At 68.5% G+C, this 24,160-nt stretch carries 23 protein-coding genes and 3 pseudogenes; 12 read left to right on the top strand and 14 right to left on the bottom strand.

The features are described 5' to 3' along the window. Positions 1–3: 3 nt before the first annotated feature. Together APZ21_RS08655 and APZ21_RS08660 are read right to left on the bottom strand one after the other, a co-directional pair. Positions 4–726: an ABC transporter ATP-binding protein gene (locus APZ21_RS08655; protein ID WP_054812707.1), complete on the bottom strand. Its 723-nt coding sequence runs from the start codon at positions 724–726 to the stop codon at positions 4–6. Beyond that, the gene (locus APZ21_RS08660; protein WP_082392941.1) at positions 723–1,481 is read right to left on the bottom strand and encodes an ABC transporter ATP-binding protein; all 759 of its coding nucleotides are present in this window, start codon (positions 1,479–1,481) and stop codon (positions 723–725) included. The genes APZ21_RS08655 and APZ21_RS08660 overlap by 4 nt, the downstream gene beginning before the upstream one ends. Before the next feature lie 518 nt (positions 1,482–1,999). Here APZ21_RS08660 and APZ21_RS08665 point away from each other — a divergent pair. Continuing rightward, entirely contained in the window at positions 2,000–2,368 is a 369-nt protein-coding gene (locus APZ21_RS08665) for a hypothetical protein (RefSeq protein WP_054812709.1), read from the top strand. A gap of 37 nt (positions 2,369–2,405) precedes the next feature. Here APZ21_RS08665 and APZ21_RS08670 read toward each other — a convergent pair whose 3' ends face one another. Then, on the bottom strand, positions 2,406–3,029 hold the full coding sequence (locus tag APZ21_RS08670; RefSeq protein ID WP_054812710.1) for a class I SAM-dependent methyltransferase: 624 nt from the start codon (positions 3,027–3,029) through the stop codon (positions 2,406–2,408). Between the two features lie 216 nt (positions 3,030–3,245). Here APZ21_RS08670 and APZ21_RS08675 point away from each other — a divergent pair, with 216 nt between their 5' ends. The 3 genes from APZ21_RS08675 (at position 3,246) to APZ21_RS08685 (ending at position 7,358) form a co-directional block, all read left to right on the top strand. Further along, positions 3,246–4,577 (top strand): family 1 glycosylhydrolase, encoded by a 1,332-nt coding sequence (locus tag APZ21_RS08675; RefSeq protein ID WP_054812711.1) that lies wholly within the window; start codon positions 3,246–3,248, stop codon positions 4,575–4,577. Positions 4,578–4,668: 91 nt separating this feature from the next. Beyond that, positions 4,669–5,841 carry an aminoglycoside phosphotransferase family protein gene (locus APZ21_RS08680; RefSeq protein ID WP_054812712.1) on the top strand — a complete coding sequence of 391 codons (1,173 nt, stop codon included), beginning with the start codon at positions 4,669–4,671 and terminating at the stop codon, positions 5,839–5,841. A 278-nt stretch (positions 5,842–6,119) separates the two neighbouring features. Then, positions 6,120–7,358 carry a cytochrome P450 family protein gene (locus APZ21_RS08685; RefSeq protein WP_054812713.1) on the top strand — a complete coding sequence of 413 codons (1,239 nt, stop codon included), beginning with the start codon at positions 6,120–6,122 and terminating at the stop codon, positions 7,356–7,358. Positions 7,359–7,403: 45 nt separating this feature from the next. On the opposite strand, the pseudogene APZ21_RS35525 reads toward APZ21_RS08685, so the two are convergent. The 4 genes and pseudogenes from APZ21_RS35525 to APZ21_RS08700 all read right to left on the bottom strand — a co-directional run. Beyond that, positions 7,404–7,606: pseudogene (locus APZ21_RS35525) on the bottom strand (biotin transporter BioY); the annotation flags it as partial. Positions 7,607–7,825: 219 nt separating this feature from the next. Beyond that, positions 7,826–8,098, bottom strand: a complete 273-nt coding sequence (locus APZ21_RS08690; RefSeq protein WP_054812764.1) for a GlsB/YeaQ/YmgE family stress response membrane protein — start codon at positions 8,096–8,098, stop codon at positions 7,826–7,828. A gap of 109 nt (positions 8,099–8,207) precedes the next feature. Then, complete coding sequence (locus tag APZ21_RS08695; protein ID WP_054812714.1) at positions 8,208–8,903, bottom strand: type 1 glutamine amidotransferase domain-containing protein; 696 nt, start codon at positions 8,901–8,903, stop codon at positions 8,208–8,210. A gap of 215 nt (positions 8,904–9,118) precedes the next feature. Further along, entirely contained in the window at positions 9,119–9,673 is a 555-nt protein-coding gene (locus tag APZ21_RS08700) for a TetR/AcrR family transcriptional regulator (RefSeq protein WP_239476549.1), read from the bottom strand. 216 nt (positions 9,674–9,889) lie between these two features. Between APZ21_RS08700 and APZ21_RS08705 the strand changes: the two genes are divergently transcribed. Next, positions 9,890–10,939, top strand: a complete 1,050-nt coding sequence (locus tag APZ21_RS08705; RefSeq protein ID WP_054812716.1) for a Rieske 2Fe-2S domain-containing protein — start codon at positions 9,890–9,892, stop codon at positions 10,937–10,939. Positions 10,940–10,983: 44 nt separating this feature from the next. Beyond that, the gene (locus tag APZ21_RS08710; protein WP_054812717.1) at positions 10,984–12,069 is read left to right on the top strand and encodes an NAD(P)H-dependent amine dehydrogenase family protein; all 1,086 of its coding nucleotides are present in this window, start codon (positions 10,984–10,986) and stop codon (positions 12,067–12,069) included. 45 nt (positions 12,070–12,114) lie between these two features. Here APZ21_RS08710 and APZ21_RS08715 read toward each other — a convergent pair whose 3' ends face one another. Both APZ21_RS08715 and APZ21_RS08720 read right to left on the bottom strand, forming a co-directional pair. Further along, positions 12,115–14,463, bottom strand: a complete 2,349-nt coding sequence (locus tag APZ21_RS08715; protein ID WP_054812718.1) for a glycoside hydrolase family 65 protein — start codon at positions 14,461–14,463, stop codon at positions 12,115–12,117. Beyond that, positions 14,460–15,197 carry an HAD family hydrolase gene (locus APZ21_RS08720; protein WP_156370880.1) on the bottom strand — a complete coding sequence of 246 codons (738 nt, stop codon included), beginning with the start codon at positions 15,195–15,197 and terminating at the stop codon, positions 14,460–14,462. Before APZ21_RS08720 ends, APZ21_RS08715 begins: the two co-directional genes overlap by 4 nt. 410 nt (positions 15,198–15,607) lie before the next feature. Here APZ21_RS08720 and APZ21_RS08725 point away from each other — a divergent pair, with 410 nt between their 5' ends. Both APZ21_RS08725 and APZ21_RS36290 read left to right on the top strand, forming a co-directional pair. After that, positions 15,608–16,234 (top strand): P-loop nucleotide/nucleoside kinase family protein, encoded by a 627-nt coding sequence (locus APZ21_RS08725; protein WP_204249068.1) that lies wholly within the window; start codon positions 15,608–15,610, stop codon positions 16,232–16,234. Positions 16,235–16,558: 324 nt separating this feature from the next. Then, positions 16,559–16,717: pseudogene (locus APZ21_RS36290) on the top strand (GNAT family N-acetyltransferase); the annotation flags it as partial. Positions 16,718–16,840: 123 nt separating this feature from the next. Here APZ21_RS36290 and APZ21_RS08730 read toward each other — a convergent pair. Then, positions 16,841–17,839, bottom strand: coding sequence for a zinc-binding alcohol dehydrogenase family protein (locus APZ21_RS08730; RefSeq protein ID WP_054812720.1), 999 nt, complete (start codon positions 17,837–17,839; stop codon positions 16,841–16,843). A gap of 179 nt (positions 17,840–18,018) precedes the next feature. On the opposite strand from APZ21_RS08730, the gene APZ21_RS08735 reads away from it, so the two are divergent. Both APZ21_RS08735 and APZ21_RS08740 read left to right on the top strand, forming a co-directional pair. Further along, positions 18,019–18,984, top strand: a complete 966-nt coding sequence (locus tag APZ21_RS08735) for an Acg family FMN-binding oxidoreductase (RefSeq protein ID WP_054812721.1) — start codon at positions 18,019–18,021, stop codon at positions 18,982–18,984. Between the two features lie 287 nt (positions 18,985–19,271). After that, positions 19,272–19,502 carry a hypothetical protein gene (locus APZ21_RS08740; RefSeq protein ID WP_156370882.1) on the top strand — a complete coding sequence of 77 codons (231 nt, stop codon included), beginning with the start codon at positions 19,272–19,274 and terminating at the stop codon, positions 19,500–19,502. An 18-nt stretch (positions 19,503–19,520) separates the two neighbouring features. On the opposite strand, the pseudogene APZ21_RS36170 reads toward APZ21_RS08740, so the two are convergent. Beyond that, positions 19,521–19,598, bottom strand: a pseudogene (locus APZ21_RS36170) (VOC family protein); the annotation flags it as partial. A gap of 70 nt (positions 19,599–19,668) precedes the next feature. Then, the gene (locus tag APZ21_RS08745; protein ID WP_054812723.1) at positions 19,669–20,088 is read right to left on the bottom strand and encodes a DUF6223 family protein; all 420 of its coding nucleotides are present in this window, start codon (positions 20,086–20,088) and stop codon (positions 19,669–19,671) included. A 196-nt stretch (positions 20,089–20,284) separates the two neighbouring features. Here APZ21_RS08745 and APZ21_RS08750 point away from each other — a divergent pair, with 196 nt between their 5' ends. Then, positions 20,285–21,412, top strand: a complete 1,128-nt coding sequence (locus APZ21_RS08750; protein ID WP_054812724.1) for a sensor histidine kinase — start codon at positions 20,285–20,287, stop codon at positions 21,410–21,412. Further along, the gene (locus APZ21_RS08755) at positions 21,409–22,065 is read left to right on the top strand and encodes a response regulator (RefSeq protein WP_054812725.1); all 657 of its coding nucleotides are present in this window, start codon (positions 21,409–21,411) and stop codon (positions 22,063–22,065) included. Before APZ21_RS08750 ends, APZ21_RS08755 begins: the two co-directional genes overlap by 4 nt. 175 nt (positions 22,066–22,240) lie before the next feature. On the opposite strand, the gene APZ21_RS08760 is transcribed toward APZ21_RS08755, so the two are convergent. Next, complete coding sequence (locus APZ21_RS08760; protein WP_162240323.1) at positions 22,241–23,143, bottom strand: SGNH/GDSL hydrolase family protein; 903 nt, start codon at positions 23,141–23,143, stop codon at positions 22,241–22,243. A 349-nt stretch (positions 23,144–23,492) separates the two neighbouring features. Then, positions 23,493–24,131: a TetR/AcrR family transcriptional regulator gene (locus APZ21_RS08765; RefSeq protein ID WP_054812727.1), complete on the bottom strand. Its 639-nt coding sequence runs from the start codon at positions 24,129–24,131 to the stop codon at positions 23,493–23,495. Positions 24,132–24,160 lie beyond the last annotated feature (29 nt).

The raw sequence follows: 24,160 nt of genomic DNA on the forward strand, positions 1-24,160 counted from the left end.
GGGTCAGACCTGGTATCCGAGATAGGAACGGGCGATCTGTTCGTCGGCATTGATGTCGGCCGGGGTGCCCGACAGCACGACCCGGCCCGTCTCGAGCACATGCGCCCGATCGGCCATGGCGAGCGCGAGGTGCGCATTCTGCTCCACCACCACGACGGTGGTGCGCTCGGTCCGGTTGACGGTGGCGATAATGGCGAACAGTTCCTGGGTGACCAGCGGCGACAGTCCCAGTGACGGTTCGTCGAGCAGCAGCAGCCGGGGGCGCATCATGAGCGCGCGGCCGAGCGCGAGCATCTGCTGCTGTCCACCGGACAGTCCGCCCGCCTGCTGGTGGAGTTTGTCTTTCAGGATCGGGAAATAGCCGAAGACCCGCTCGAGATCCGCGCGGACGGCGGCGTTGTCGCGTCGGGTGAACGCACCGAGACGCAGGTTGTCTGCGACGCTGAGTGGCGCGAACGTGCCGCGCCCCTGCGGCACGTGGGCGACGCCGAGCCGGGCAACCGACTCGGGATTGCGCCTGCCCAGCGGCTCGCCGTCGATCCGCACACTGCCCGCGCGGGCGCGGACCATACCGCTGACCGTGCGCAGCAGTGTGGTCTTCCCCGCACCGTTGGGGCCGAGGATCGCGCAGACCTCACCGCGCCCGACCGACAGGCTCACACCATGCAGAACCTGCGCCGCGCCGTATCCTGCGCGCAGATCGTCGATGACCAGGAAATCGCTCATGCCGGCGTCCCGAGGTAGGCGGCGATCACATCGGGGTGGCGCTGCACCTGTTCGGGCGTGCCCTCGGCGATGACCCGCCCGAAGTCCAGGCACACCACCCGATCGCAGATGCCCATCACGAACCCCATGTGGTGTTCGACCACGATCACCGTGAGTCCGAGCTCGGCCCGCAATTCCTTGACCAGCGCGGCGAATTCGGCGACCTCGCCGTGACTCAGTCCGTTGACCGGTTCGTCCAGCATCAGCAGCCGCGGTCGGCAGGCCAACGCTCTCGCCAATTCGACGCGCTTGAGCGTGCCGAACGGCAGCCCGGTCGCGGGATGGTCGGCGACCGCGGTGAGACCGAGGCGTTCGAGTACCTGCTGCACCTCGGTGTCGAGTCGGTCCTCCTCACGTCGCACCCCGGGCAGTCGCAGCGCCGCGCCGACGAATCCGGCCTTCGCCCGGTGGTGCGCACCGACCAGAACGTTGTCGCGCACCGACATGTGCTCGAACAGGCCGAGATTCTGGAATGTCCTGGCGATGCCGAGTCCGGCCAGTTCGTCGGGGCGGCGGCGGAGCAGGGCGACATCGCCGTAGGCGACCGTGCCACCGTCGGGTCGGCCGCGACCGGTCAGGCAGTTGAACAGGGTGGTCTTTCCCGCGCCGTTGGGGCCGATGAGTCCGAGCATCTCCGACTCACCGACATCGAAGCTCACATCGTCCAGTGCGGTGACACCACCGAACCGGACGGTCACATTTCGTATTTCCAGCACGTCTTCCTCCGGTCCCGGGCCGCGTCGGTTCAACGCGAGTTCGGGTGCGCGCTACCTGAATTCGCAGGTCAGGCTGCACATTGCGCTCAGATCAAACCAGACGGCCGACACGGCGGGCGGCTTCAGTGCGGATGGCGAATAGGTCAAGAGAAAAATCCCAAATGTCCGGGTTCGCGGGCGGTAGATGGTGTATTCGCATCGCTCGCGGATCGCGGGTTCCCGACAACCGAAAGAACCCGAACCGGTGGCACTTCCGCTCGATGGCGGTCTACCCACCGGAGCGCACCGCGGAAACCTCGGCATCGAAACGACGTGCGGGACTCCCGCCGACACGATCGGAAAGTCACCGACGACGCGAACGGTCCACGGCGCCCGTGGGTGCGTATCCGCAGGCCGATCGTTCGAGTGCGGCGAATCGCCGCGGTACGCGTCGGTCGCGGAGGCCGGGGCCGAGCGCTTCTACAGTCTCCGACCGGTAGCGCTCGACGCCGATCGGACGAGACGAAAGCGAGGGCCGGGTGCGCACGATTGTCGGTGTGGTGGCCGCGGTCGCGGTGGCGGGTGTGCTGGGCGGGGCGGACGCGGCGAGGGCGGCGCCGCCCGACGCGGCGCCGAAATGCCGGATCCAGGCACACCGCTGGCAGTTCCTGACCGACGCGGTATTCGACGGCAGCGGATTCGTCCTCGCCGACGGTGCGGCCCGCGCCGCCGCCGACCGGGATCGGATTCCGGTCGCCGATCTCCCGGCGAACCGCCTCATCGTCGGAGCCGGACAGTCGCCGCGCGCGATCGCCTCTCCCCTACTCGTGATCACCGTGGCGGGCGTGCGAGGCGTCACCCACGTCGCCGACGTCTCCTGTGCGGTGCCCGACGCCAACGGCCGGTAGCCGGGCGCCGACGGCCGTGCGGAATACGCGCACCCGGTCACCCGCCGCGGGTGAAGATCGCGACCAGGAATTCGGAATCCTCGGCGAAGGGCCGTAGATCCCAGGTCGACAGCAGCAGGTCGCGGCGCAGGCCCGCGGTGTCGGCGTCGGCGAGGAAGTCGACGAATTCGTAGCCGCGGCCCGCGCCGAAGCCGATGGCCGCCCGCCCGGTGGGCGCCAGGTGCCCGGCGATATTCGCCAGCACCGCCACCCGGGTTTCGGGCGCGAGGAATGGCATGACATTGCCCGCGCTCACGACGGCGTCGAAATCGGCGTCGACGCCGCGCGCGGGCAGATCCAGTTCGGCCAGGTCGCCGACGAGCCAGCGCGGGCCCGGGTGGTCCTGTTCCGCCGCGGCGATCAGCACCGGATCGACATCCACGCCGACCACTGTGTGTCCGGCGCGGTGCAGATGAGCGCCGATACGTCCCGCGCCACAGCCCGCGTCCAGCACGCGCGACCCGCGCACGAGCATGGCATCCACCATCCGCGCCTCTCCGACGATGTCGTGCCCATCGGCCGCCAGATCGCGAAATCGCCGCACGAAACCCGCGGAATGCGCCGGGTCCGCGGCGACCACCTCCTCCCACCTGCTCGGTATGCGTCCGCCGCCTGTGCCCACTGCCGTCTCCTCGTCCGATCCGCTACCGCTGAGCACACCCTAGACGGCGTTCGCGCCCCGCCGGTCGTCGCGGGGAGCCGATACGAACACGCCGCGCCGGAGTGCGGGAACCTCATCCGAGACGTTCGACCGATCAGTACGCTGTCCGCGTGGTCGCCCGACCCGGCCCGCCGCGTGTCAGGGGGCCGGCACCGGTTCCCTCGGAAGCAGGAGTTCATGCGCTCGCACACTCGCCGCCGCGCCCTCGCCCTCCTCGCGGCCGCCACCGCCGCCGTGCCCGCCCTCGGCGGCGCTCCCGCCGCCCAGGCCCGTCCCGCACCGCCTGCCCGGGTAGCGCCGCTCGGCGCGGATTTCCTGTGGGGTGTCGCCGCGTCGGGATTCCAGTCCGAAGGGCATGCGCCGGACAGCAATTGGTCGCGGTACGTGGCGCAGGGCAAGACCGCCGATCCGTACCTCGATTCGGTCGACTTCTACTCCCGCTACCGCTCCGATGTCGCGCTGGCGGCGAATCTGGGCGCGCGGGTGTACCGGATCGGGATCGAGTGGGCGCGCGTGCAACCCGCGCCGGGGGTATGGGACGAGAACGGCCTGCGGTTCTACGACGATCTGATCGGCGCCATCACCGCCGCCGGGATGCGCCCCATGCTGACCCTGGACCACTGGGTGTACCCGGGCTGGGAGGTCGATCGCGGCGGCTGGGCCGATCCCGGAATGGTCGCGAATTGGCTGGCCAACGCCCGCACCGTCGTCGACCGCTACGCTCCGGCGAATCCGCTCTGGGTCACCTTCAACGAACCGTCGATCTACGTACTCCACGAGACCCGCTACGGCGGCATCTCCCCCGCGGACGCGCCCGCGATGTTCGACCGGATAGCCCAGGCGCACAACAGCATCTACGACCACATACACGCCGTGCAGCCCGGCGCGATGGTCACCAGCAATGTCGCCTACATCCCCGCCGCCGAGGACGCGGTGAACGGCGCGACCCTCGTGGACCGGATCGCGGACAGACTCGACTACATCGGCATCGACTACTACTACGGTCTGTCGCCCGAGACCCTGGCCGCCTCAGCCAGTTTCACCGAGCTCTGGAAGAATCCGCTCCAGCCCGAGGGCATCTACTACGCCCTACAGCACTACGCGCGCCGCTATCCGGGCAAGCCGCTCTACGTCGTCGAGAACAGCATCCCCACCGAGAACGGACTGCCGCGCGCCGACGGCTACACCCGCGCGGACAACCTGCGCGACACCGTGTACTGGCTCCAGCGCGCCGCGGCCGACGGCATCGATCTCATCGGCTACAACTACTGGAGCCTCACCGACAACTACGAGTGGGGTTCCTACACACCGCGTTTCGGCCTCTACACCGTCGAGGTCCTGACCGACCCCACCCTGACCCGCACACCCACCGACGCGGTCGCCGCCTACACCGCGATCATCCGCGACGGCGGCGTCGCGGCGGACTACCGGCCCACCCGCGCACCCGTCGCCTGCTCGTTCGTCGACGGCCTCGCCGGCTGCGCCGATCCGGTCACCGTGCCCCGCTGAACCCGCACCGGGCATCGCGTCAGCAGCCGCTCCCGGTCGCGCTCGCGCAAAGATGCTGCCGTACAGCATGTTCGGCGGTAACCTCCGGCAAATGAATCACAAGCTCTGGTTGCTCGGGCGCTCCGCCTGCGTCGGCGCGCACGTACTGGGCGAAGCCCTCACCCGACCGAAGGCGCGGTCCATCGATGACGTCCCGGTGTCCGGTCAGACGATCACCCCCGAATGGCTGACCGCGGTCCTCTGTCGTGACACGCCCGGCGCGGAGGTGGTCTCGTTCGCGACGTCCAACGGCAGCGAGGGCACATCGACCCGCATCGCCATCGAGGTCGACTACAACCCCGCGGGCCGCGAGGCCGGACTGCCGACGCGGTTGTTCGCCAAGACCACCACCGCCATGTCCCAGCGCATCCTGCTCGGCGGCGGCAAGATGATCGACGGGGAGACCCGCTTCTTCCGCGACTTCCGCCCGCAGGTCGACATGGAGGCCCCCATCGGGTACTGGGGCGCCGCGCACGCCGGATCGTGGCGGTCCATCGCGCTCATGGAGGATGTCGCCGCCACCCGCGGCGCGCGATTCATCGAGCCCACCGCCCGTGTCACCCGCGAGCAGATGGAGGATCTGGTCCGCAACCTGGCCCGGCTGCACCGCACCTTCTGGGCGCGGCCGTCGATCGAGGTGCTCAAGACCACGACCGAGGCCCTTCAGGCGTATCTGGCCGCCATCGACATGAAGAAGCGCTGCGAGGTCGGGCTACGTCGCGCCGAATCGGTGGTCCCCGAATCGCTACGCGGTCAGAGCGATCGATTGTGGGCGGGCGTGGAACGCGCCATCGACAAGGCGACCACCGAATTCCCGCCGACCCTGCTGCACGGCGACCCGCATATCGGCCAGACCTATGTCACCGGCGAGGGACGCATGGGCTATGTCGACTGGCAGGTCGTCATGCGCGGCGGCTGGGCACACGATTTCGCCTACACCGTCAACTCGGGATGCGATCCCGAGGATCGCCGCGCCTGGGACCGCGACCTGCTGGTGGCCTACCTCGACGAACTCGGCGACCTCGACGGGGGCGCCCCCACCGTCGACCAGGCGTGGGACGCCTACCGCCAGCAGTCCATGTTCGCCTACGCCGCATGGGCTTTCACCATCGGGCGCGCCGCCTACCAGCCGCGCATGCAGTCCACCGAGACCTGCCTGACCCTGCTCGAGCGGATCACCACCGCCATCGACGACCACCGCTCACTCGACGCGCTCGGCGTCTGACCGTCGTTCGCGCGCCGCCCATACCGGCCGCGGCGCGCGAACGCCCGATTTTGCTCGGAATTCCCGGGATACCGACTCGTCCGCTCCGTTCGGCGCGAATACGCCACTCGGCCATGTTCATTCGGGACCGCTCACCTCGGGTCAACATGTTCGCCGTCGGCGACGTAGAGTGGTCGAGGCTTCGATGCCGTTCGGATCACCGGCACCGTCGCCGGAGCTCGGCCCAGCGTGACTCTTATTCGAATCCTCTGCACAGAAAGACACATCGGGAGTTCTGCTTGAGCACAACATCCGCCGTCGACCGGTGCCCGGTCGCACACGGCTCACCGATCCTCTCCGACGAACCGCGCGTGCCGCTGCACTCGCCCGAATTCGCCGCCGACCCACACGATTTCTACGACAGCATGCGCCGCCGGTACGGTTCGCTGGCTCCCGTCGAGCTGTCGCCCGGCGTACCCGCCACACTGGTCATCTCCTACCGCACCGCGGTGCGCATCCTCAACGACCCGGAGCATTTTCCGGCCGATCCGCGCACCTGGCAGCAGAGTGTGCCCGCGGACTGCCCGATCCTGCCGCTGCTGGAATGGCGGCCGATGGCAAGCCGCAGCACCGGACTGGAATTCGTGCGCTACCGCCAGGCCATCACCGCCAGTATCAAACAGGTCGACCTGTTCACCACACGTCAGGCGGTCGAGGAGACGGCCCTGGGACTGGTCAACTCCTTCTGCGGCGACGGTAAAGCCGATCTGATCAGCCAGTACGTCTTCCCGCTCGTCTTCGCCGCGGTCAACCACATGCTGGGCTGTCCGCCCGAGATCGGGCAGCAGGTCGCCGCGGGCACGGCGGCCCTGCTCGAAGGGGTCGACGCCGAGAAGGGCAACCAGATGCTCAGCGATGCGCTCATGCGTCTGGTGGCGCTGAAGAAATCCGAACCAGGCCGCGACCTCACCTCGGCACTGTTGGAGCATCCGCTCGACGATGTCGAAGTGTCACATCATGTTTCGCAGGTCTACGGCACCGGCATCGAGTTCGAGCTCAACTTCGTCGTCAACACCCTGCTGCTCATCCTGACCGACGACCGTTTCGGCGGCAGCGTCGTCGCGGGCAACCTGTCCTCCCGCGACGCGCTCGACGAGGTCCTCTTCAACGACCCGCCGTTGGCGAATCTGCTCGTCACCTATCCCCGCCAGCCGGTCCTCATAGACGATGTCTGGCTGCCCGCCCACCAACCGGTGGTCATCAGCATGGCCGCATGCAACAACGACCCGGCCATCCGCGCGGAAGACCTCACCGGCAACCGGGCGCACCTCGCCTGGGGCATAGGCCCGCACGCCTGCCCCGCCCAATCCCTGGCATACCTCATCGCCCAATCCGCCATCGACCAACTCCTCGACGTCCTGCCCGAGATAACCCTCGACCCCACCGCGGGCTCCCCGACCTGGCGGCCCGGCCCTTTTCATCGAGCACTCACCACTCTGCCCGTGGTCTTCCCGCCCGCGACCCCCTTGCTCGTCTAGCCGCGCGGCGCGTCCGCCACACCTGTCGCGCCTCGACCACCGACACAGGTAGATGGTCACCGGGCCGCCGAACGCGTTGATCAGCAGACCGAGCACGATCGGGTACCTGGGCACGATGCGGGCGGTGAGCGCACCGACGACGAACGCGGCCGGAATCCAGCCGTGAGAGAGCCCGCCACTCGGACCCGCCGCGCGGTGAGGCCGGTGCGCCCGCCGGACAGCGGCGGCAGGCCGATCATGGTGAGCGCCCGCCGTCGCCCGGCGGGCTGGATCACACCGCGTTAACCACCGCCGCCCTCCATCGCGATAACTCCAGTGACGGCCCCGGATCATCCCCTTCGAACCGGGGCCGTCTTCCCCGGGCGCGCGCCTACCGCACGGTGTCGGTCACGGCCGCCCGCACATCGAACCGCCCGGTGACACCGTGGTCACCGGGCGGACGAATCAGGTTCTCGCTCGCGGGCGGGTCACCGCACCGCGCGCCGCCCGGTGACCAGCCCGACCAGGAACAGCAGGATCACCGCGCCGCCGAGGCAGGTGAAGAAGCTGAACCACAGACCACCACCCTCGACGTCGACGCCGAGCAGCTTGAGCAGGAAGCCGCCGAGCAGACCGCCGATCACGCCGACCACGATATTCAGCAGGATGCCCTGCTGCGCATCGGTTTTCATGATCTTGCTGGCGATCCATCCGGCCAGTCCGCCGATGATGATCCATCCGATGATGCCAAGTCCGAGCATTGCCGTACTCCTGTCCGTGGTGGGCCATCTCTGGTAACCGATGCGCCCTTCGCCGGCGGCATACCCGGTCGCATCCGGCTCAATCAGCCCCGGATTCCACACCGGACGATCACCTCAGCGCCCGCACGATCTCCGCGGACAGCGGACCGGCGGACGCCGGATTCTGCCCGGTGTAGAGCGTGCGATCCACCTGGATGTTCGGTTCCCACGGCGCACCCTCGCGCACGTCGAGTCCCATCGCCGTCAGCCGATCCTGGAGCAGCCATTTCGCCTTGTCCGCGAAACCCGACTGCGCCTCTTCGGCATTGGTGAACGCCGCGACACGGTAGCCGACGAACGGCGAATCACCGTCGGCGTCGGCGGTGGCCAGCAGTGCTGCGGGCGCGTGGCACACCACGCCGAGCGGCTTGCCGGAGGCCAAGGCGGCCTTCAGCAGCGCGGCGGAGTCGGCGTCCTCGGAGAGATCCTCCATGGGGCCGTGCCCGCCCGGATAGTAGACCGCGACGTAGTCGTCGAGATCGACCTCGTCCAGGCGGCGAGGACGGGTCAGTTCGGTGGCGGATTTCAGCGTCTCGGCCACCCGCACCGCGCCCGCGGGGCCGCCGTTGACCTCGCTGGCGAGGCTGGCGCGGTCGACCGTCGGCACGACACCGTCCGGGGTCGCGACCACGATCTCGTAGCCGGCGTCGGTGAACGTCTCGTAGGGAGTGGCCACCTCCTCGGCCCAGTACCCGGTCGGATGTTTGGTGCCGTCGGCCAGCGTCCAGTGGTCCACACCGGTGATCACGAACAGAATCTTCGACATCTCGCGCCTCCTGATTCCCGAGTGTTCGGTTACCGACTGTCTCGACCGCCACCGCGCTCGGCGAACGGGTGGCTAACGCGACGCTACTCCCCCGCGGAGTCCATCGGAGCCGATGCGCCACGTCCGGGGGATCGCCACGGGCCGCCGAACGGCGCGGTCCGCGATCCGGCCCGGTCGGCACGCCGACCGCCTCGCTCGAGCGCTCGGTGGATCGCTCAGCTTCCCAGGTAGGCGACGATTCCGCCGATGAGCCCGGTCAGCGCGTCATCGAGGTCGCCGTAGGTGCCGAGGGTGCGCTCGGAGGTGATACCGCGCATGGCGGCCGGAATCAGCGCGGCCACGTGGCGAATCTTCACCGGATCGACGCCGAGATCCGCGAAAGCGCGTTCACACGCCTTGTCCCAGTTGGGCTTCCAAGACGCCAGCTCCGCGGCGGTCAACGGGTAGTCGCGTTCGAGTTCGGCGTTGTCGCGAGGCAGCGCGGCGCGCAGGGTCTCGATGGCCAGCGATTCCGGGCGGCGCAGCCCGACGGCCATCGTGTTGATGAGCGCGGCGACCCGTTCGTGCAGGGTGCCGTCGGGTTTGACACCCGCGGGCAGGTCCCCGCGTTTGTCGGCGGTGTGGCGCAGCACCGCCGCCCACAGTCCGTCGATGTCACCGAACTGGTATTTGACTACCCCCCAGGTCGCGCCGATGTCGCGGGCGATCCGGTTGCCGGAGACCGCCGCGGGATCGCCGGTGGCCAGCGAGGCGATCGCGGCCTCGAGCATGGCCTCCCGCGATTGGATTCCGCGCCTGTTCGCGCGCCTCCCGCGTACCGCTACGTCCGTCACGACGGTCGATGCTACCGCGCTCGAGCTGGGCGATCCAGTTTCAACGATGCCTCTTGTATTTTTTCAAAGAGGGTTCTACTGTCGTGATCGCCGAGCGTGGGGTCCGACGATCCACGCCGAGGCGTACAGCCCTCGAGAACGTGGAGGATCGAGATGGCGAAACCACCGTTGTCGATGGAACCGACGGGATGGTTCCAAGTGGCGTGGTGCACCGAGATCGAGGTCGGCGCGGTGCACAAGATGAAGTACTTCGGACGCGAGATGGTGGCGTGGCGATCGGCCTCCGGCGAGCTCGCGGTCTTCGACGCCTACTGCGAACATCTCGGGGCCCACCTCGGCTACGGCGGGCGCGTCGAGGGCGAGAACCTGGTGTGCCCGTTCCACGGGTGGGAATGGAACCGCGAGGGCCGCAACGTCCACATCCCCTACGAGAGCCATCCGAACAAGGGCCGCCGCATACGCGGCTATCCGGTCGTCGAGCGCAACGAGGCGGTCTGGATCTGGTACGACACCCGTGGCCGCGCACCGTATTTCGAGGTCCCGGACATGTTCGAGGCGTTCGGTGACGGCAAGACCGCAGCGGACTACTACCCGCCGGTGCCCGCCGCGACGCTGTTCCGGCCGGGTCTGGAACTACATCCGCAGTACGTCATGGAGAACGGCGTCGACTTCGCGCACTTCAAGGTGGTGCACAAGACGCCGTTCGTGCCCGAGTTCACCCGCCACGACTTCTCCGGGCCCATCTCCTATGTCGACTTCACCATCGCCTTCGACGAGTCGGTCACCGAATCCGAGGTCGACAGCGGCGTCGAATCGCTCAACGCGGGCCTGGGCTGTTCGATCACCAAGAGCTGGGGCATGGTCGACAACCGCACCATGCCCGCGGTGACCCCGGTGGACGAATACACCTGCGACGTGCGGTTCACCGTGTGGATCGGCCGCAAACCCGGCGACGACAGCCCGGAGATCGGCCGCTACGGAAAGACCATGGCCGGCTTCGTCATCGAGCAGTTCGAGGCCGACGTCGATATCTGGGCACACCAGCGTTACTCCGACCCGCCCGCGCTGTCGCCGAAGGAATTCCAGGGTTTCAAGGCGCTGCGCGAATGGGCGCTCCAGTTCTACCCCGACGGCGGCCCGACCGGCACCGACCCACAACGGCCGAACAGCGGCGCGGTGCGCCCGGCGACCACCAAGGCTTGAGCCTGCCACCGACCCACGCACAGACGCGAGAACAGAGGCACCCCATGAGCACTTCCGGCAAGATCCGGGTATTCCAGGTCGCCACCGGCAATCTCGGCACCGAGATGATCGGGCGCATCCGCGAGCACCCCGATCTCGAACTCGTCGGACTGCACTGCTATACGCCCGACAAGATCGGCCGCGACGCGGGCGAGATCGTCGGCCTCGCCCCGGTGGGCGTGACCGCTACGGGATCGGTCGAGGAGATCATCGCGGCGCGACCCGACGTGCTCACATTCCACGGCGTCTTCCCCGACGAGGACCTCTACGTGCGGGTGCTCGAGGCGGGTATCGACATCGTCACCACCGCGGACTGGATCACCGGCTTCCACCGCGACAACAACCATCCGCATCCCTCGGGCCGCAAGGTCAGCGAGGTGATCCAGGCCGCCTGCGAGCGCGGCAACTCCACCTTCTACGGCACCGGCATGAATCCGGGCCTGTGCCAGATCCTCGGCATCGTGCACACCGCCGATGTCGCCGAGATCGAGAACATCACCGTCACCGAGTCGGTCGACGTCTCCTGTCACCATTCGGTCGACACCTGGAAGGCCGTCGGCTACGGCCGCCCGGTCGACGATCCGACCATCCCGGATTCGCTCTACAAGTACACCGCGGTCTTCGCCGACTCCGTCCATCTCATGGCGGATGCCTTCGAGCTCGAACTCGACGAGGTGAAATTCAGCTACGAACTCGGCGCGTGCACCAAGGATGTCGACCTGGGCTGGTACTTCATGCCCAAGGGCTCACTCGGCGCGAACTACATCAAGTACCAGGGCATGGTCGACGGCGTGCCGCGGGTGGAGACCCATCTCGAATGGCAGATGACCCCGCACACCGACCCGTCCTGGGAGATCAAGGGCTGCTACATCACCCAGGTCACCGGCGACCCGAACATCTACAGCAAGCACATGATCTTCCCGCGCAAGGGTATGGACCTGTCCAACCCGGAGAATTTCGCCTCGATCGGCATGACCGTCACCGGTCTGCCCGCGCTGAACTCCATCAAATCCGTCGTCGCGGCCCGACCGGGCATCATCACCAGCGCGGATCTGCCCCTGCGCGGGTTCGCGGGGCGTTTCAAGCTCTGATCCATTCGTGTTGTGGCAGCTCGACGGACGGCGATACGCGGGCGGTCAGCGCCCGCGTCGATAGGGCTCGCGTCCCGGCGGCAACTCGGGACCGGGCAATGACGGCGACCGCGGTATGTCCAGCACCAACGGGTCCTCGCCGAGGGCGAAATACCGGCCGTGGTGCCGCAGGTCCACCGGCGGGCCGGACAACAGGCGGTAGGTGGCCTGCTCGGGGTCCATCTCCACCGATATCCGGCTCTCGCGCCACAGGATTCGAAACGTCATCCTCGTCAGCGCCGGTGGCAGGTGCGGCGCGAAACTCAATCCGTCGGCGCGCACGCGCATCCCGCCGAATCCGCTCACACAGCACAGCCAGGTTCCGGCCAGCGCGGCTATGTGCAGACCGCTGCCGACATTGTCGTGCAAATCGTGCAGATCGGTGAGTCCGGTCTCCACGAAATAGTCGTAGGCCAATTCGCGGTGTCCGACCTCGGCGGCCACCACCGATTGCGCGCACGCCGACAGCGAGGAATCGCGCACGGTCAGCCGTTCGTAGTAGTCGAAGTTGCGTGCCTTCTGCTCGGTGGTGAATACGTCGGGGCACAGATACATCACCAGGGTGAGATCGGCCTGTTTGACGACCTGTCTGCGATACAGGTCGAAATACGGATAGTGCAGCAGCAGCGGATAGTTCTCCGGCGGCGTCGCCGCGAAATCCCACCGCGCGTGTCGGGTGAATCCGGCGGCCTGTTCGTGCACACCCAGATCGTCGTTGTAGGGCATGGCCATGATGTCGGCGCAGTCGGTCCAGTTCTGTATCTCCGCGGCCTCGACGCCGAACCGCTCGGCGAGATCGGGGCGGCGGCGGCAGACGTCGGCGGCCGCGTACAGATTCTGCTGCGCCATCACATTCGTGTAGACGTTGTTGTCGGCCAGTGCGGAGTACTCGTCGGGGCCGGTGACGCCGTCGATACGGAAGGAACCGTCGGTGTCGCGGTGTCCCAGGCTCGCCCACAGACGTGCCGTCTCCACCAGAAGCTCTGCGCCGCAACCGGTTGCGAATTCCTCGTCGGCGGTCGCCGCCAGATAGCGCAGTGTCGCGTGCGCGATGTCGGCCGAGACGTGCATCGCCGCGGTTCCGGCGGGCCAGTATCCCGATCCCTCCTCGCCGTTGATGGACCGCCACGGGAACATCGCCCCGGCCTGACGGAGTTCGCGCGCGCGCCGCCGCGCCGGCTCCAGGGTCGAATGGCGCCAGCGCAGTGCGTCGCGGGCGGCCACCGGCATGGTGTGGGTGAGTACCGGCAGGACGAAAATCTCGGTGTCCCAGAACGCATGCCCGTCGTAGCCGGGACCGGTCAGCCCCTTGGCGGGAATGGCGCGCGATTCACCACGCGCGCCCGCCTGCAAGACATGGAACAGCGCGAATCGGACCGCCTGCTGCATTTCCGCATCGCCGTCGATTTCGACATCGGCATTGGACCAGAAATTGTCCAGATAGGCGCGCTGACGTTCGAGCAGCCTATCCCAGCCGGTTTCCATTCCCGCAGCCAGCGCGGCGTCCACCTGCGCGCGCAGCGCGGGCACCGACCGTTGGCCCGACCAGCCGTAACCCACATACTTGGTCAGGCGGATACTGTCGCCGCGCGCGACGTCCACCGCGATGGTCAGCCGCGCGAGATCCTCCTCGGCGTGTATGTCGGTGCGCGGGGTCCGGGCGGCGACCAGTTCGTGATCCATGCCGGCCGCCATGCGCAGTGCGGAGGTGCGGGTGTGGTGTACCAGCAGCGCCGAGCAGTCGCGGGTAACGGCGAAATCGGCGACCAGCGGACGGTCGAGCGCCGCGGCCAGGCGCGGATCCTGACCGGCGGTGACGATCGGTTCATTGGTGAGCAGATCCGATTGGATGACCAGATCCAGATCGTCGTCGAGCGCCTCGACCTCGTATCGAATGGCGACCAGCGCGCGCTCGGTGAACGACACCAGCCGCTCGGTGCGCAGGCGCACCCGCCGGCCGGTCGGCGAGGTCCACACCGTCTCGCGGCGCAGTGTGCCCGACCGGAAGTCCAGCACCCGTACGTGTTTCTCGGTGTGCCCGTAACGCAGATCCATCGGTTCGTCCTCGACGAACAGGCGGATGATCTTGCCGTCGGTCACGTTGACGACGGCCTGACCGTGCTGCGGATAGCCGTATCCGGGTTCGGCGTAAGGGAAGTCGCGTTTCTCGTAGAAACCGTTGAGATAGGTGCCCGGGGTGCCCACCGGCTCCCCTTCCTCCAGGCCACCGCGCAGGCCGATATGGCCATTGGAGAGGGCGAATACCGACTCCGTGCGTGTCAGGTCCGCCAATTCCGATCCGCTGCGGCGCAATTCCCAATCGGCGATATCGAATCCGCCCAGTCGCCGGTTCACCGCTCACCCTTCAGTTCCGACAGGTCGGTGACGACGATATCCGCGCCGCCCACCGCGAGCGCCTTGTCGTGTCGCCCGTCGCGGACCCGGTCCACGCCGACGACGTAGCCGAATCCGCCCGCCCGGCCCGCCCGGACCCCGGATACCGCGTCCTCGAACACCGCCGCCCGGCCCGGTTCGACACCGAGGTCCGCGGCGGCGGCGAGGAACGAATCGGGTGCGGGCTTGCCCTTCAGTCCCCTGCGGGCGATGGTGGTCCCGTCTACGCGGATGTCGATGAGCCGATCGAGGTTCGTGGCGGCCAGCACGGCCGCGGCATTGGCCGAGGAGGTGACCACGGCGACCCGGAGTCCGTGTTCGCGCACGGCCGAAACGTAGTCCACCGAACCCGGATAGGCGTGCACGCCCTCGCGATCGATCATGGCCAGCAGCAGTTCGTTCTTGCGGTTCCCCACTCCCCATACCGTCGGTGCGTCCGCGGCGTCGCCCGGCTCGCCGTCGGGCAGGGTGATCCCGCGTGCGCGCAGGAATTCCCGCACCCCCTCCTGGCGCGGGCGGCCGTCCACGAAGTCCAGGTAGTCCCGCTCGTCGAAGGGCCGGTAGCCCGGTCCCGCACGGTCGGCGAGGAATCGGTCGAACACCTGTTTCCACGCACGCCTGTGCAGCGCCGCGGTACTGGTCAGCACACCGTCCAGGTCGAACAGGGCGGCTTCGATCGAATCCGGCAATCCCATCACCACGGCGGCACCCCATCGACGCAATCATCACCGATCACCACGATCGTGCGATACCCGCTCCCCCGGCGGCCAACCCTCGGCGGCGCGTTCGGTGTGGCGAATCCGATGTGAGACTCGTCATTTCGGTGTCAGTTGGCAACCTGCGGATTCGTCATACGTGTCAGTAACAATCGTCACCGGATGTCAGCAAACGGCTGGTCAAAGGCCGATTCCGGGTGGCTGGATCGCGCCGGGGAGCGCGCTGGAAATCGCATGCTGAAGTGTCAGCGGCGACTCGTCACCACTGACAAATTGAGTTTGCGGCGGTTCGACGCCCCGGGAGCGCGGTGGGCGCGCCGACGGGCTCGTGGCGGGCATCGCCTACCGGCTCACCAAACCCTGCACCACCGACACCCGGACCCGTGACGATGAGTGACCTGCCACAATGCGCCATGCCCACTTCCGTCCAGGACCCGGTGATCGCCGTGGTGTCCGGCCCTCCGGGGTCTGGGAAATCCACCCTCGCCCACGCCCTGGCCGAGCGCGTCGGGATCCCGGCGATCATCCGCGACGAGATCAAACAGGGAATGGTCGCCGCCACCACGCCGCCGCGTGACGGCGACTACGACGACCTCAACATCGCGGTCCTGCGCACCTTCTTCGACGTGCTGACCACGCTGGCCCGCGGCGGTGTCAGCGCGGTCGCCGAAGCCGCGTTCCAGGACAAGCTGTGGCGACCGAACCTCGAGCGTGTCGCCGAGTTCGCCGAAATCCGCATCATCCACTGCACCGCCCCACAACCAGTGCTCCACGACCGGATCGCCCATCGCGCCGAGCACGACACCCACCGGCGCGCCCACAACGACGCGGGCCTGCTCGCCGAGATCGCCGCCGGAACCCGCACCGCGGATTCCTTCGTGCCCGTGAGCATGGACGTCGCGCAGCTGAGCGTGGACACCACCGATGGCTACCAGCCGGGGCTCGACGCCATCGCACAGTTCGTCACCACGCCCGGCCGGACCAGGCCCCGGCCGATCGGTGAGCAGCTACGGTGATCGTCGGCGTGCCGACCAGCGGTTTCGGTTAGAGTCTGCCGCTATGGGCTCCCGGACTCGTAAGACCACGACGCCGATCGATGGTGCCGCGCTCGGCCGGGTGGCTGCGACCGCGCGCACCCGCCCGGAGTCGGCCACAGCCGCCTCCGGCTTCGGTCGAAATCCGGTTGCGTGTGCCGACCGCAGCGCAGCAGCATCGAGCCCATGACCGCCGCTGCGCTGATCGTGCGACCGCTGCAACCGCACGACGAGGAAGCCTTTCTCTACCTCCGGGCGGCGATCACCACCGACGGCACGATCTTCGCCAAGGACTACCTGCCCGGCATGGCCTGGTCGGAGTACTACATCGTCGATCCCCGTCACCGCAGAAACGGGTACGGGACCGAGATGCTTCGCCAAACACTATGCCTGGCAGGCAATCTCGGTATCCGTCCCGCTCTGCTCACCTGCCGGTCCGACAATGCTGTATCTCGCGGTGTCATCCACGCCTGCGGCGGCGGCCGGCCCGCTTCTCATACACTATTCGGGAGGCGGGCCGACGCGCCGGTGTGCCAGGGACGGTATGACATTCGGAGCATCGACCCGTTCCGTACTCGATCCGTCGGTTCAGGGAATGAGCACCGCCGCACCGTCGAATCTGCCGTGGGCGAGGTCACCGAGCGCGTGGTCGGCACGGTCGAGAGCGTAGCGGTGTGTCGTGACGTGCAACGGGTGGTCTCGGGCGAATTCGAGGAATTCTTCGGCCTGGCGTCGGGTGTTGGACGTGACGCTGCGAATCTGCCTTTCGCGGAACAGATGTCGCTGATAGTTCAACGGCGGGACATCGGTGAGATGGATGCCGGCCAAGGCGAGCGTACCGCCCGCGTCGAGCGCCGCCAAGGCGGGCGGGACCAGGTCGCCGACGGGCGCGAACAGGATCGCCGAATCGAGCGGTTCGGGCGGCGGATCATAGGCCCCCTGCACCGAGTGCGCGCCGAGCGACAGGGCGAGATCGCGGGCGGCTTCGCCACGGGTCATGACATGCACCCTGGCCCCGTTCGCCAAGGCGACCTGTGCGGTGAGATGGGCGCTGCCGCCGAATCCGTAGATGCCGAGCACTCCGCCCCGGGGAAGTTCCGCGCGCACCAGTGCGTGATAGCCGATGATGCCCGCGCACAGCAACGGCGCCAGGTGTTCGTCGTCGTATCCCGGCGGTAGGCGCAACGCGAAATCCGCCGACACCGTGGCATATTCGGCGTATCCGCCGTCCGCGTCCCATCCGGTGTAGCGGGAGTTCGGGCACAGGTTCTCCGCACCGCGCAGACAGTACTTGCAGATCCCGCAGGTGTGGCGCAGCCACGGAATTCCCACCCGATCGCCCACGGCGAGGCCGGCGCTCTCGGACGGCACCGCGATCACCTCGCCCACGATCTCGTGGCCCGGCACCACCCCGTCCCGGTGCACCGGGAGGTCGCCCTCCACGACGTGCAGATCGGTCCGGCACACGCCGCAGGCGAGCACCCGCACCGCGATCTCACCGGGGCCCGGTTCCGGCATCGCGGCGTCCTCCATCGCGATCGGGGACGTATCGACCGGCCCCGGCGTCCGCACTCTCCATGCCCGCATTCCCCCACTGTGACACTCCGCGGCGGAATGCGCAGTCGATCATGGCCGCGTGGCGTGGAACGCGGTGGATGGCTCGGTGGCGGCGCCACCGACGGGCGCGTATCCGGCATGCTCGCGGCCGGGTAAGTATTGTTGACAGGTCCCCGGCAACAGCGCTCGGTGCCCACCGAGGAGGCGCGATGGAACCCACCACTCCTGACGAGGCCACGGTCCGCGCGGTGGTGGAGCGCGCCGACCGTGCCCCTTCCCTGCACAACAGCCAACCGTGGCGCTGGCGTTGGGACGGCCGCCGTCTCGCCTTGTCGGTCGACGCCGGACGGTTGCTGCCCGATACCGATGCCTTCAACCGTCAGGGCATCATCGGCTGCGGCGCGGTCCTGGACCACGCGATGACGGCTTGGGCCGGACGCGGCTGGGACATCCGGGTCGAGCGATTCCCGCAGCCGAGTGACCGCACCCATTTGGCGACACTGGAATTCCGCGGCCGCCGCGAACCACCGGCCGCCGAGGTCCAACTCGCGGCCGCCATCGAGGACCGCTACTCCGATCGCGCGCCGTACGCCCCGGCCGAGCAGTGGCCCGAGCTGACACCGCTGCTCATCGAACTGTGCCGACGCCGCGACATCCGCCTCGTGCCCATCGACGACCGCACCCGCACGGAACTCGCACGGGTCTCCTCGAGCGCCTCGGCGCTGCGCCGCCGCGACCCCGGCTATCAAGCCGAACTCAACTGGTGGCTCGGCGGCGCGGGCCCCGACGCGGGCGTCCCCGCCTCGGCCCTGCCGCCGCGCACCGACACCGCGCCGGTTTCGCTGAATCGCGAATTCCTCCCCGGCACCGCCGATCTCGGCAGCGAGTCGGAGGACCACAGCCATATCGTCGCCCTCGCGAGCCACGACGACGCCATCGAGTCACTGCTGGCCTGCGGCGAGGCGCTGTCGGCGATCCTGCTGGAATGCACCGCCGCGGGCCTGTCGAGCTGCGTCATGAGTCATCTCACCGAACTGCCCGCGGGCCGCGCGCGGGTGATAGACGCCATCGGCGACCCCCACCCGCAGATCTTCGTCCGCGTCGGCGTCGCCACCGCGCCGCGACCGCCGCGCACACCGCGCCGCCCGGTCACAGATGTGCTGATCGCGGGCTGACGGCTCGCCGCCTGCCGTCGAACCCCTTGCGCGGCAACGACGGCCACCGATGGCCGTACGCGCGCCGCGCGCACGCCTGGCAGTCCGGCGGCGACGAAAGCACGGCATGACGGGTCATCCGACCGCGACACACGCCACGATCGGCCACCGCCGACGCGGGCACAAAGACCCTCCACCCGGGGACCGATGCCTGCGGTCGCCCGATCAGCTCCCGGCCTAGGTTCGAATGGAAGAAACATCCCGGACCCGAAGGACCTCGGCATGACCAGCGACCCCAGGTGACCACCATGACAATCTCCACCCGGCACGACCCGGACTCCGCCGCCCCGCTCGGGATTCCCGCCATCCTGCTGGCCGTGACAATGCTGATCACACCGCTGCCGATGGTCGACAAATTCTCCACCTGGTGCGCCGACTACGGCTGGCTCGTCTACGCGGCTCTTGCCCTGTTCCTGGTCGGCGCCCTACTCCTGCTGCGCTGGGGCATGGTCGTCCGCCGCGCCGATTCCGGCAGCTGATCGCGCGGGTGTCGCGGCGCGCGACTCGGCGGGCTGAAACAATTCGATCAGGTTGCCCGCGGGGTCGGCGATCAGGATCTGGCGCCCGCCGGGGCCGGGGTCGAGGGCGGTGAGAGTCGCAAGCAGATAGTGGACGCGGGTGGCGATTTCAGCGGCGGCGCCGAGGTCAGCCGACACGGTCGGCGCGAGTAGAGCGGTTCAGGGTCAGTCCACCGAGAACCACACCGACGAGCCCGAGCACCACGGCGGCGAAAGCCCCGACGATCCCGTTGCCGGTGCCGGGCCCGCCGTCGGCCGTGGCCGCGAACACCACGCCGAGGACCACGCTTATCAGGCTCGACCCCAGCGCCGCGATGGCCGAGCGCCGCCGGTTGACGATGCCCATACGTCCGGCGCGGGCCAGGGCCACGCTGCCGATTACCACGCCGATCAGCCCTACCAGCGCGGTCAGGGTCGGTCCCACTCGCCCGGGAGTGATGCCTGCGACAGCGGCGGTCTGCTGGACCGAGGCCGTCGCCGGTGCGGCGAATGCGACACCCGCGGACAGGGCGGCTGCCACGGCAGCTGGAAGGCGGCGGACGGACATGACGGGCTCCTTCGTCGAACGACTCGATGTCACTTCATGATGTCGCCGGACCCGCCGCCGATCGTCCCGCAGCCGTGGACAATTCGCACTACCACCGCCGCCACAGGAGATCGCGTGGCACTACCGCGCGCGCGGTAGCCGATCGATACTCCGCGCGCGGGAGTCGCTCGCGCGAACTCCCGGTTAAGGTGAAGACATGGCCAGGGCGCGGATCCGCATCGGAGACTGCGCGCTCGCCGTCGCGGCCGCAGCGGTGCTGCTGGTCACCGCGTTGTCCGGGCAGCACTCCCAGCACTCCCCCACGGGTCTCGGCGCACTCGGTTACGCGCTGTTGATACTCGGCGGTCTCGCACTGGTCGCGGCCCGCGAGGCACCGGTCGCCGTGCTGGCCGTGACCGGATCGTGCGTATTGGGTTACCAGGCAATAGGTTTCGAGGTTCCCGCCGTCGCGTATCTGATCGCGGTCTATGCCACGGTGCGGGCAGGAAACAGGCGCGGCGCGGTGGCGGGTTCGGTGTTCATGGTGGCGACGCTGCCGTTCGCGACGCTGGTCGCGCACCACGACTGGTCCGTGGGTGATGCGTTCGCACACGCCCGGGACGCGCTCCAGTTGGCCTGGTTGATCGCGGCCGGCGCGGCCGGTGAGGCGCTGCGGCAAGCCGAACGGCGGGCAGACGAGGCCGAGCGCACGCGCGAGGAGACCGCGCGCCGCCGCGCCGACGAGGAGCGGCTGCACATCGCGCGGGAGCTGCACGATTCGCTCACCCACCAGATCTCGGTCATCACAGTGCAATCCGAGGCCGCCGTTCACGTGGCCCGCAAAAAGGGCGAAGAAGTGCCGGAGGCCCTCCTGGCGATCCGAGAGGCCGCACGTGAGGCGGCCCGTGAACTCCGAGCGACACTGGAAGCACTGCGCGAGGACGAACTCGCACCGCGCCACGGGCTCGACCACGTTCCTGAACTGGTGAGACGGGCCCGCACAACGGGTTTGGACGCGACGCTGACGATCGAAGGACAACGCCACGACGTTCCGGCCGCGGTGGACCGCACCGTCTACCGAATCGTTCAGGAATCGCTGACCAATATCGCCCGGCACGCCGCCGGGGCGAGGGCATCGGTCCGCATCGACTACCGAACCGACGCCCTGGTCGTACACGTCGATGACGACGGCAAGACCACCACACCCGGTACGCTGCCGGTGCACGGCGTCGGACTGCTCGGGATGCACGAACGGGTCACCGCACTCGGCGGTCGGCTGCGCGCGGCGCCGCGCGGCGACGGCGGCTTCTCCGTCCGGGCCGAACTCCCGGTGGAGCCGACATGATCCGCGTTCTGCTGGTCGACGACCAACCGCTCATCCGCAGCGGATTCCGCGCTCTTCTCGACCTCGAGGACGATATCGAAGTGGTGGCCGAGGCCGCCGACGGGAGCGAAGGGGTCGCGCTCGCCGGGCAATACCTTCCCGACATCGCGCTCATCGACATACGGATGCCCGGCGTGGACGGCATCGAGGCGACCCGGCGGATCGCCGCCGACCCCGCGCTGGTCGGCGTGCACGTCGTCATCCTGACCAACTACGGCTTGGACGAATACGTCTTCCACGCGCTGCGAGCCGGCGCGGCCGGCTTCCTCGTCAAGGACATTCGCCCAGAAGACTTCCTGCACTCGGTGCGCGTCGCCGCCCGCGGCGACGCACTGCTCGCGCCCTCGATCACCCGTCGCCTGATCAACCGGTACGTCACGCAACCGTTGTACACCGGCGCCGGACTGAAAGAACTGACCACCCGCGAACGTGAGGCGGTAACCCTCGTCGCCCGTGGCCTGTCCAACGACGAGATCGCCGACCGGATGGTCATCAGCCCATCGACCGCGAAAACCCACGTCAACCGAGCCATGACCAAACTGCACGCCCGCGATCGCGCCCAACTCGTCGTCCTGGCCTACGAATCGGGGCTGCTCGCTCCGCGCGATCGCTGACACCGCGCTCGGCCGGCTGTTCCGCGTCGGTCACGAGCCGATGATGTCGCGGGCGCGGCCGACGATGAGCGCGGGGAGGCGGCGAAGTCGATCATTCCGTGACGTCAACGACTCGGGTTGACCGGTTGGTGAACAGCTTCGGCCATATGCGGGGATCGGGTTCGGCCCTACGAACTCACTTTGACGTGGAGGCGAGCCGGTCGCACGAGGCGCGTGCGCAGCCGAGCGCGTCCAGCACCAGCTCGGCGATGGCGCGGCTGCCCGCCGGTGTCGGATGCCGTTCGGGTGTCGACCCGACGGCGGTATTGCCCGCGAACCAGCGCCGGTCGACCGGCGCGCACGATTCATGTCCCGCGGCCGCGTCGCGCACGTCGACGAACAGCGCGTGGTGCGCGAGTGCCTGTGCGCGCAACACGTCGTCGACGCCGCGGAAGAAGTTCGACACCCAGGCCGCGTCGGGCGTGGAGACGGTGGCCGCGTCGCCGCATCCGCTCGACCCGTAGATCCCGCCGTGCCCGACCACCACCACGGTGGCCTTGGGCGCCCGCGCGACGACGGCGTCGAGGTCGGCGGCGACGAGACCGTCGAGTTCGGTGAGTTTCCGGTCGATGCGCTCCTGCGCGCCACGGTCGAATCGGCATCCGGCGTCGACGGTCTGTTCGGGCGGGAAGCAGGCGGCCACCAGACCCCACCACCGCAGGTCGTTGCCGCCGATGCTGATGGTGACCAGCGTCGTGGTCGCGCGCAGCGCCTCGACCTGCGGTGCGGCCTCGCGCCGTCGGCCGTTGGCGGCGGTGGTCACCTGCGCCGAGTCGACGACGTTCGCCGAGGTCGCGCCCGAGCAGGTTACATCGATGAAGGCGCGCGGCCGCAGCGCGTTCGCGACCTGCACGGGATAGCCGTTGCCGCTGCGTCCGCAGCCGTCGAACCCGCCGCCGACGCCGCGGTCGGGCGCCGCGGCGCGCGAATCGCCGAGGGCGACATATTCGATGGCACTGTCGGTTCGCGGCGTACTGCCGACGATCAACGCCAATGCGGCGAGAACAGAACCCAATACCGGAATCAGACGTCCGGCCATATCCGTCATGGCGTGGAAAACGTGGAGGTCTCGCCGCTCCCGTGACTATCGGCTGGTCGAAGCGCCGGGCCGCCGCCTCGGAATGCGATCGAACGGGGTCTCGAGGCGGAAGACGGTGTTGCTCATGACGCTGACAGATCTCTCATCGCGATATCGGACGCGGAACGTGCTCGCCCCGCGGCCCACTCAGTGGACCATCGACCCCCGCTCCGATGCGACGGGTCGACTCATTGTGATCGCAATGCGCGGACCGCGCGTCACCGCCCCCGCACATTCGGCGGCGATGGGTCGAGGCCGATCCCCGGCGGTGATCACGAACCGTGTCGGCTCGTTCTCCGAATGGGCCGCCCTACCCGTGATCCACCTGTTCGGTCCCCGACCGCTCGGCGGCTTGCGCCGCGATGGCACTGCCCATCCAGCGGCGCAGATAGCGGCGCAGATCGTCCTCGGCGCGCGGCGGGTTGCCCGGGGAGATGAAGAACGACTGCATGGTGCGCAGGACGAATTCCACCAGGTCGTGGCGGGAGGACTCGTCGTATCCGTACCGTTCCCAGTCGACGTCGAAGCGGTCGAGCATCGCCATGCCGAAGCTGTGCGCTTCCTTGGAGGTGATGTCCTCGGTGTGGTCGTTGGCGTAGGTCTTGGAGAGCACGATGCCCAGGTGCGGGATCTGACGCACCGCGGTGAGGGTGAATATGACCCCTTCGGTCATGGCCTCGGCCGGATCGCGAATCCCGCTGACCTGCCGCGCCAGCCGGTCCAGGAAGCCGTCGACCGAGGCGAAGGCCGCCGCCTGCATGAGCGCGTCGGCGCTCGGGAAATAGCGGTACACGGTCTGGCGGATGACGCCGAGCGATTCCGCGACATCCGCGATGCCGATCGCCGCGCCGGTGCGGCCGATGAGTTCGACCGCGGCGGCGACGATTCGAGCCGACGCCTCCTCGTCACTGCCCGGCGGGTTGCCGCCCCACCCGCGCCTACCTGCCACCGCCCGCCACCTCGACTCGAACCGTATCC

Source organism: Nocardia arizonensis (assembly GCF_001310275.1).
In the GTDB taxonomy this organism is placed as follows: domain Bacteria; phylum Actinomycetota; class Actinomycetes; order Mycobacteriales; family Mycobacteriaceae; genus Nocardia; species Nocardia arizonensis.

Excerpts from the sequence above, each read along its gene's own strand:
- APZ21_RS08655 (WP_054812707.1), bottom strand. The coding sequence starts at position 726 with ATGAGCGATTTCCTGGTCATCGACGATCTGCGCGCAGGATACGGCGCG.
- APZ21_RS08675 (WP_054812711.1), top strand. The coding sequence starts at position 3,246 with ATGCGCTCGCACACTCGCCGCCGCGCCCTCGCCCTCCTCGCGGCCGCC.
- APZ21_RS08680 (WP_054812712.1), top strand. The coding sequence starts at position 4,669 with ATGAATCACAAGCTCTGGTTGCTCGGGCGCTCCGCCTGCGTCGGCGCG.
- APZ21_RS08690 (WP_054812764.1), bottom strand. The coding sequence starts at position 8,098 with ATGCTCGGACTTGGCATCATCGGATGGATCATCATCGGCGGACTGGCC.
- APZ21_RS08695 (WP_054812714.1), bottom strand. The coding sequence starts at position 8,903 with ATGTCGAAGATTCTGTTCGTGATCACCGGTGTGGACCACTGGACGCTG.
- APZ21_RS08700 (WP_239476549.1), bottom strand. The coding sequence starts at position 9,673 with ATGCTCGAGGCCGCGATCGCCTCGCTGGCCACCGGCGATCCCGCGGCG.
- APZ21_RS08705 (WP_054812716.1), top strand. The coding sequence starts at position 9,890 with ATGGCGAAACCACCGTTGTCGATGGAACCGACGGGATGGTTCCAAGTG.
- APZ21_RS08710 (WP_054812717.1), top strand. The coding sequence starts at position 10,984 with ATGAGCACTTCCGGCAAGATCCGGGTATTCCAGGTCGCCACCGGCAAT.
- APZ21_RS08720 (WP_156370880.1), bottom strand. The coding sequence starts at position 15,197 with ATGGGATTGCCGGATTCGATCGAAGCCGCCCTGTTCGACCTGGACGGT.
- APZ21_RS08725 (WP_204249068.1), top strand. The coding sequence starts at position 15,608 with ATGAGTGACCTGCCACAATGCGCCATGCCCACTTCCGTCCAGGACCCG.
- APZ21_RS08730 (WP_054812720.1), bottom strand. The coding sequence starts at position 17,839 with ATGCGGGCATGGAGAGTGCGGACGCCGGGGCCGGTCGATACGTCCCCG.
- APZ21_RS08735 (WP_054812721.1), top strand. The coding sequence starts at position 18,019 with ATGGAACCCACCACTCCTGACGAGGCCACGGTCCGCGCGGTGGTGGAG.
- APZ21_RS08740 (WP_156370882.1), top strand. The coding sequence starts at position 19,272 with ATGACAATCTCCACCCGGCACGACCCGGACTCCGCCGCCCCGCTCGGG.
- APZ21_RS08745 (WP_054812723.1), bottom strand. The coding sequence starts at position 20,088 with ATGTCCGTCCGCCGCCTTCCAGCTGCCGTGGCAGCCGCCCTGTCCGCG.
- APZ21_RS08750 (WP_054812724.1), top strand. The coding sequence starts at position 20,285 with ATGGCCAGGGCGCGGATCCGCATCGGAGACTGCGCGCTCGCCGTCGCG.
- APZ21_RS08755 (WP_054812725.1), top strand. The coding sequence starts at position 21,409 with ATGATCCGCGTTCTGCTGGTCGACGACCAACCGCTCATCCGCAGCGGA.
- APZ21_RS08760 (WP_162240323.1), bottom strand. The coding sequence starts at position 23,143 with ATGGCCGGACGTCTGATTCCGGTATTGGGTTCTGTTCTCGCCGCATTG.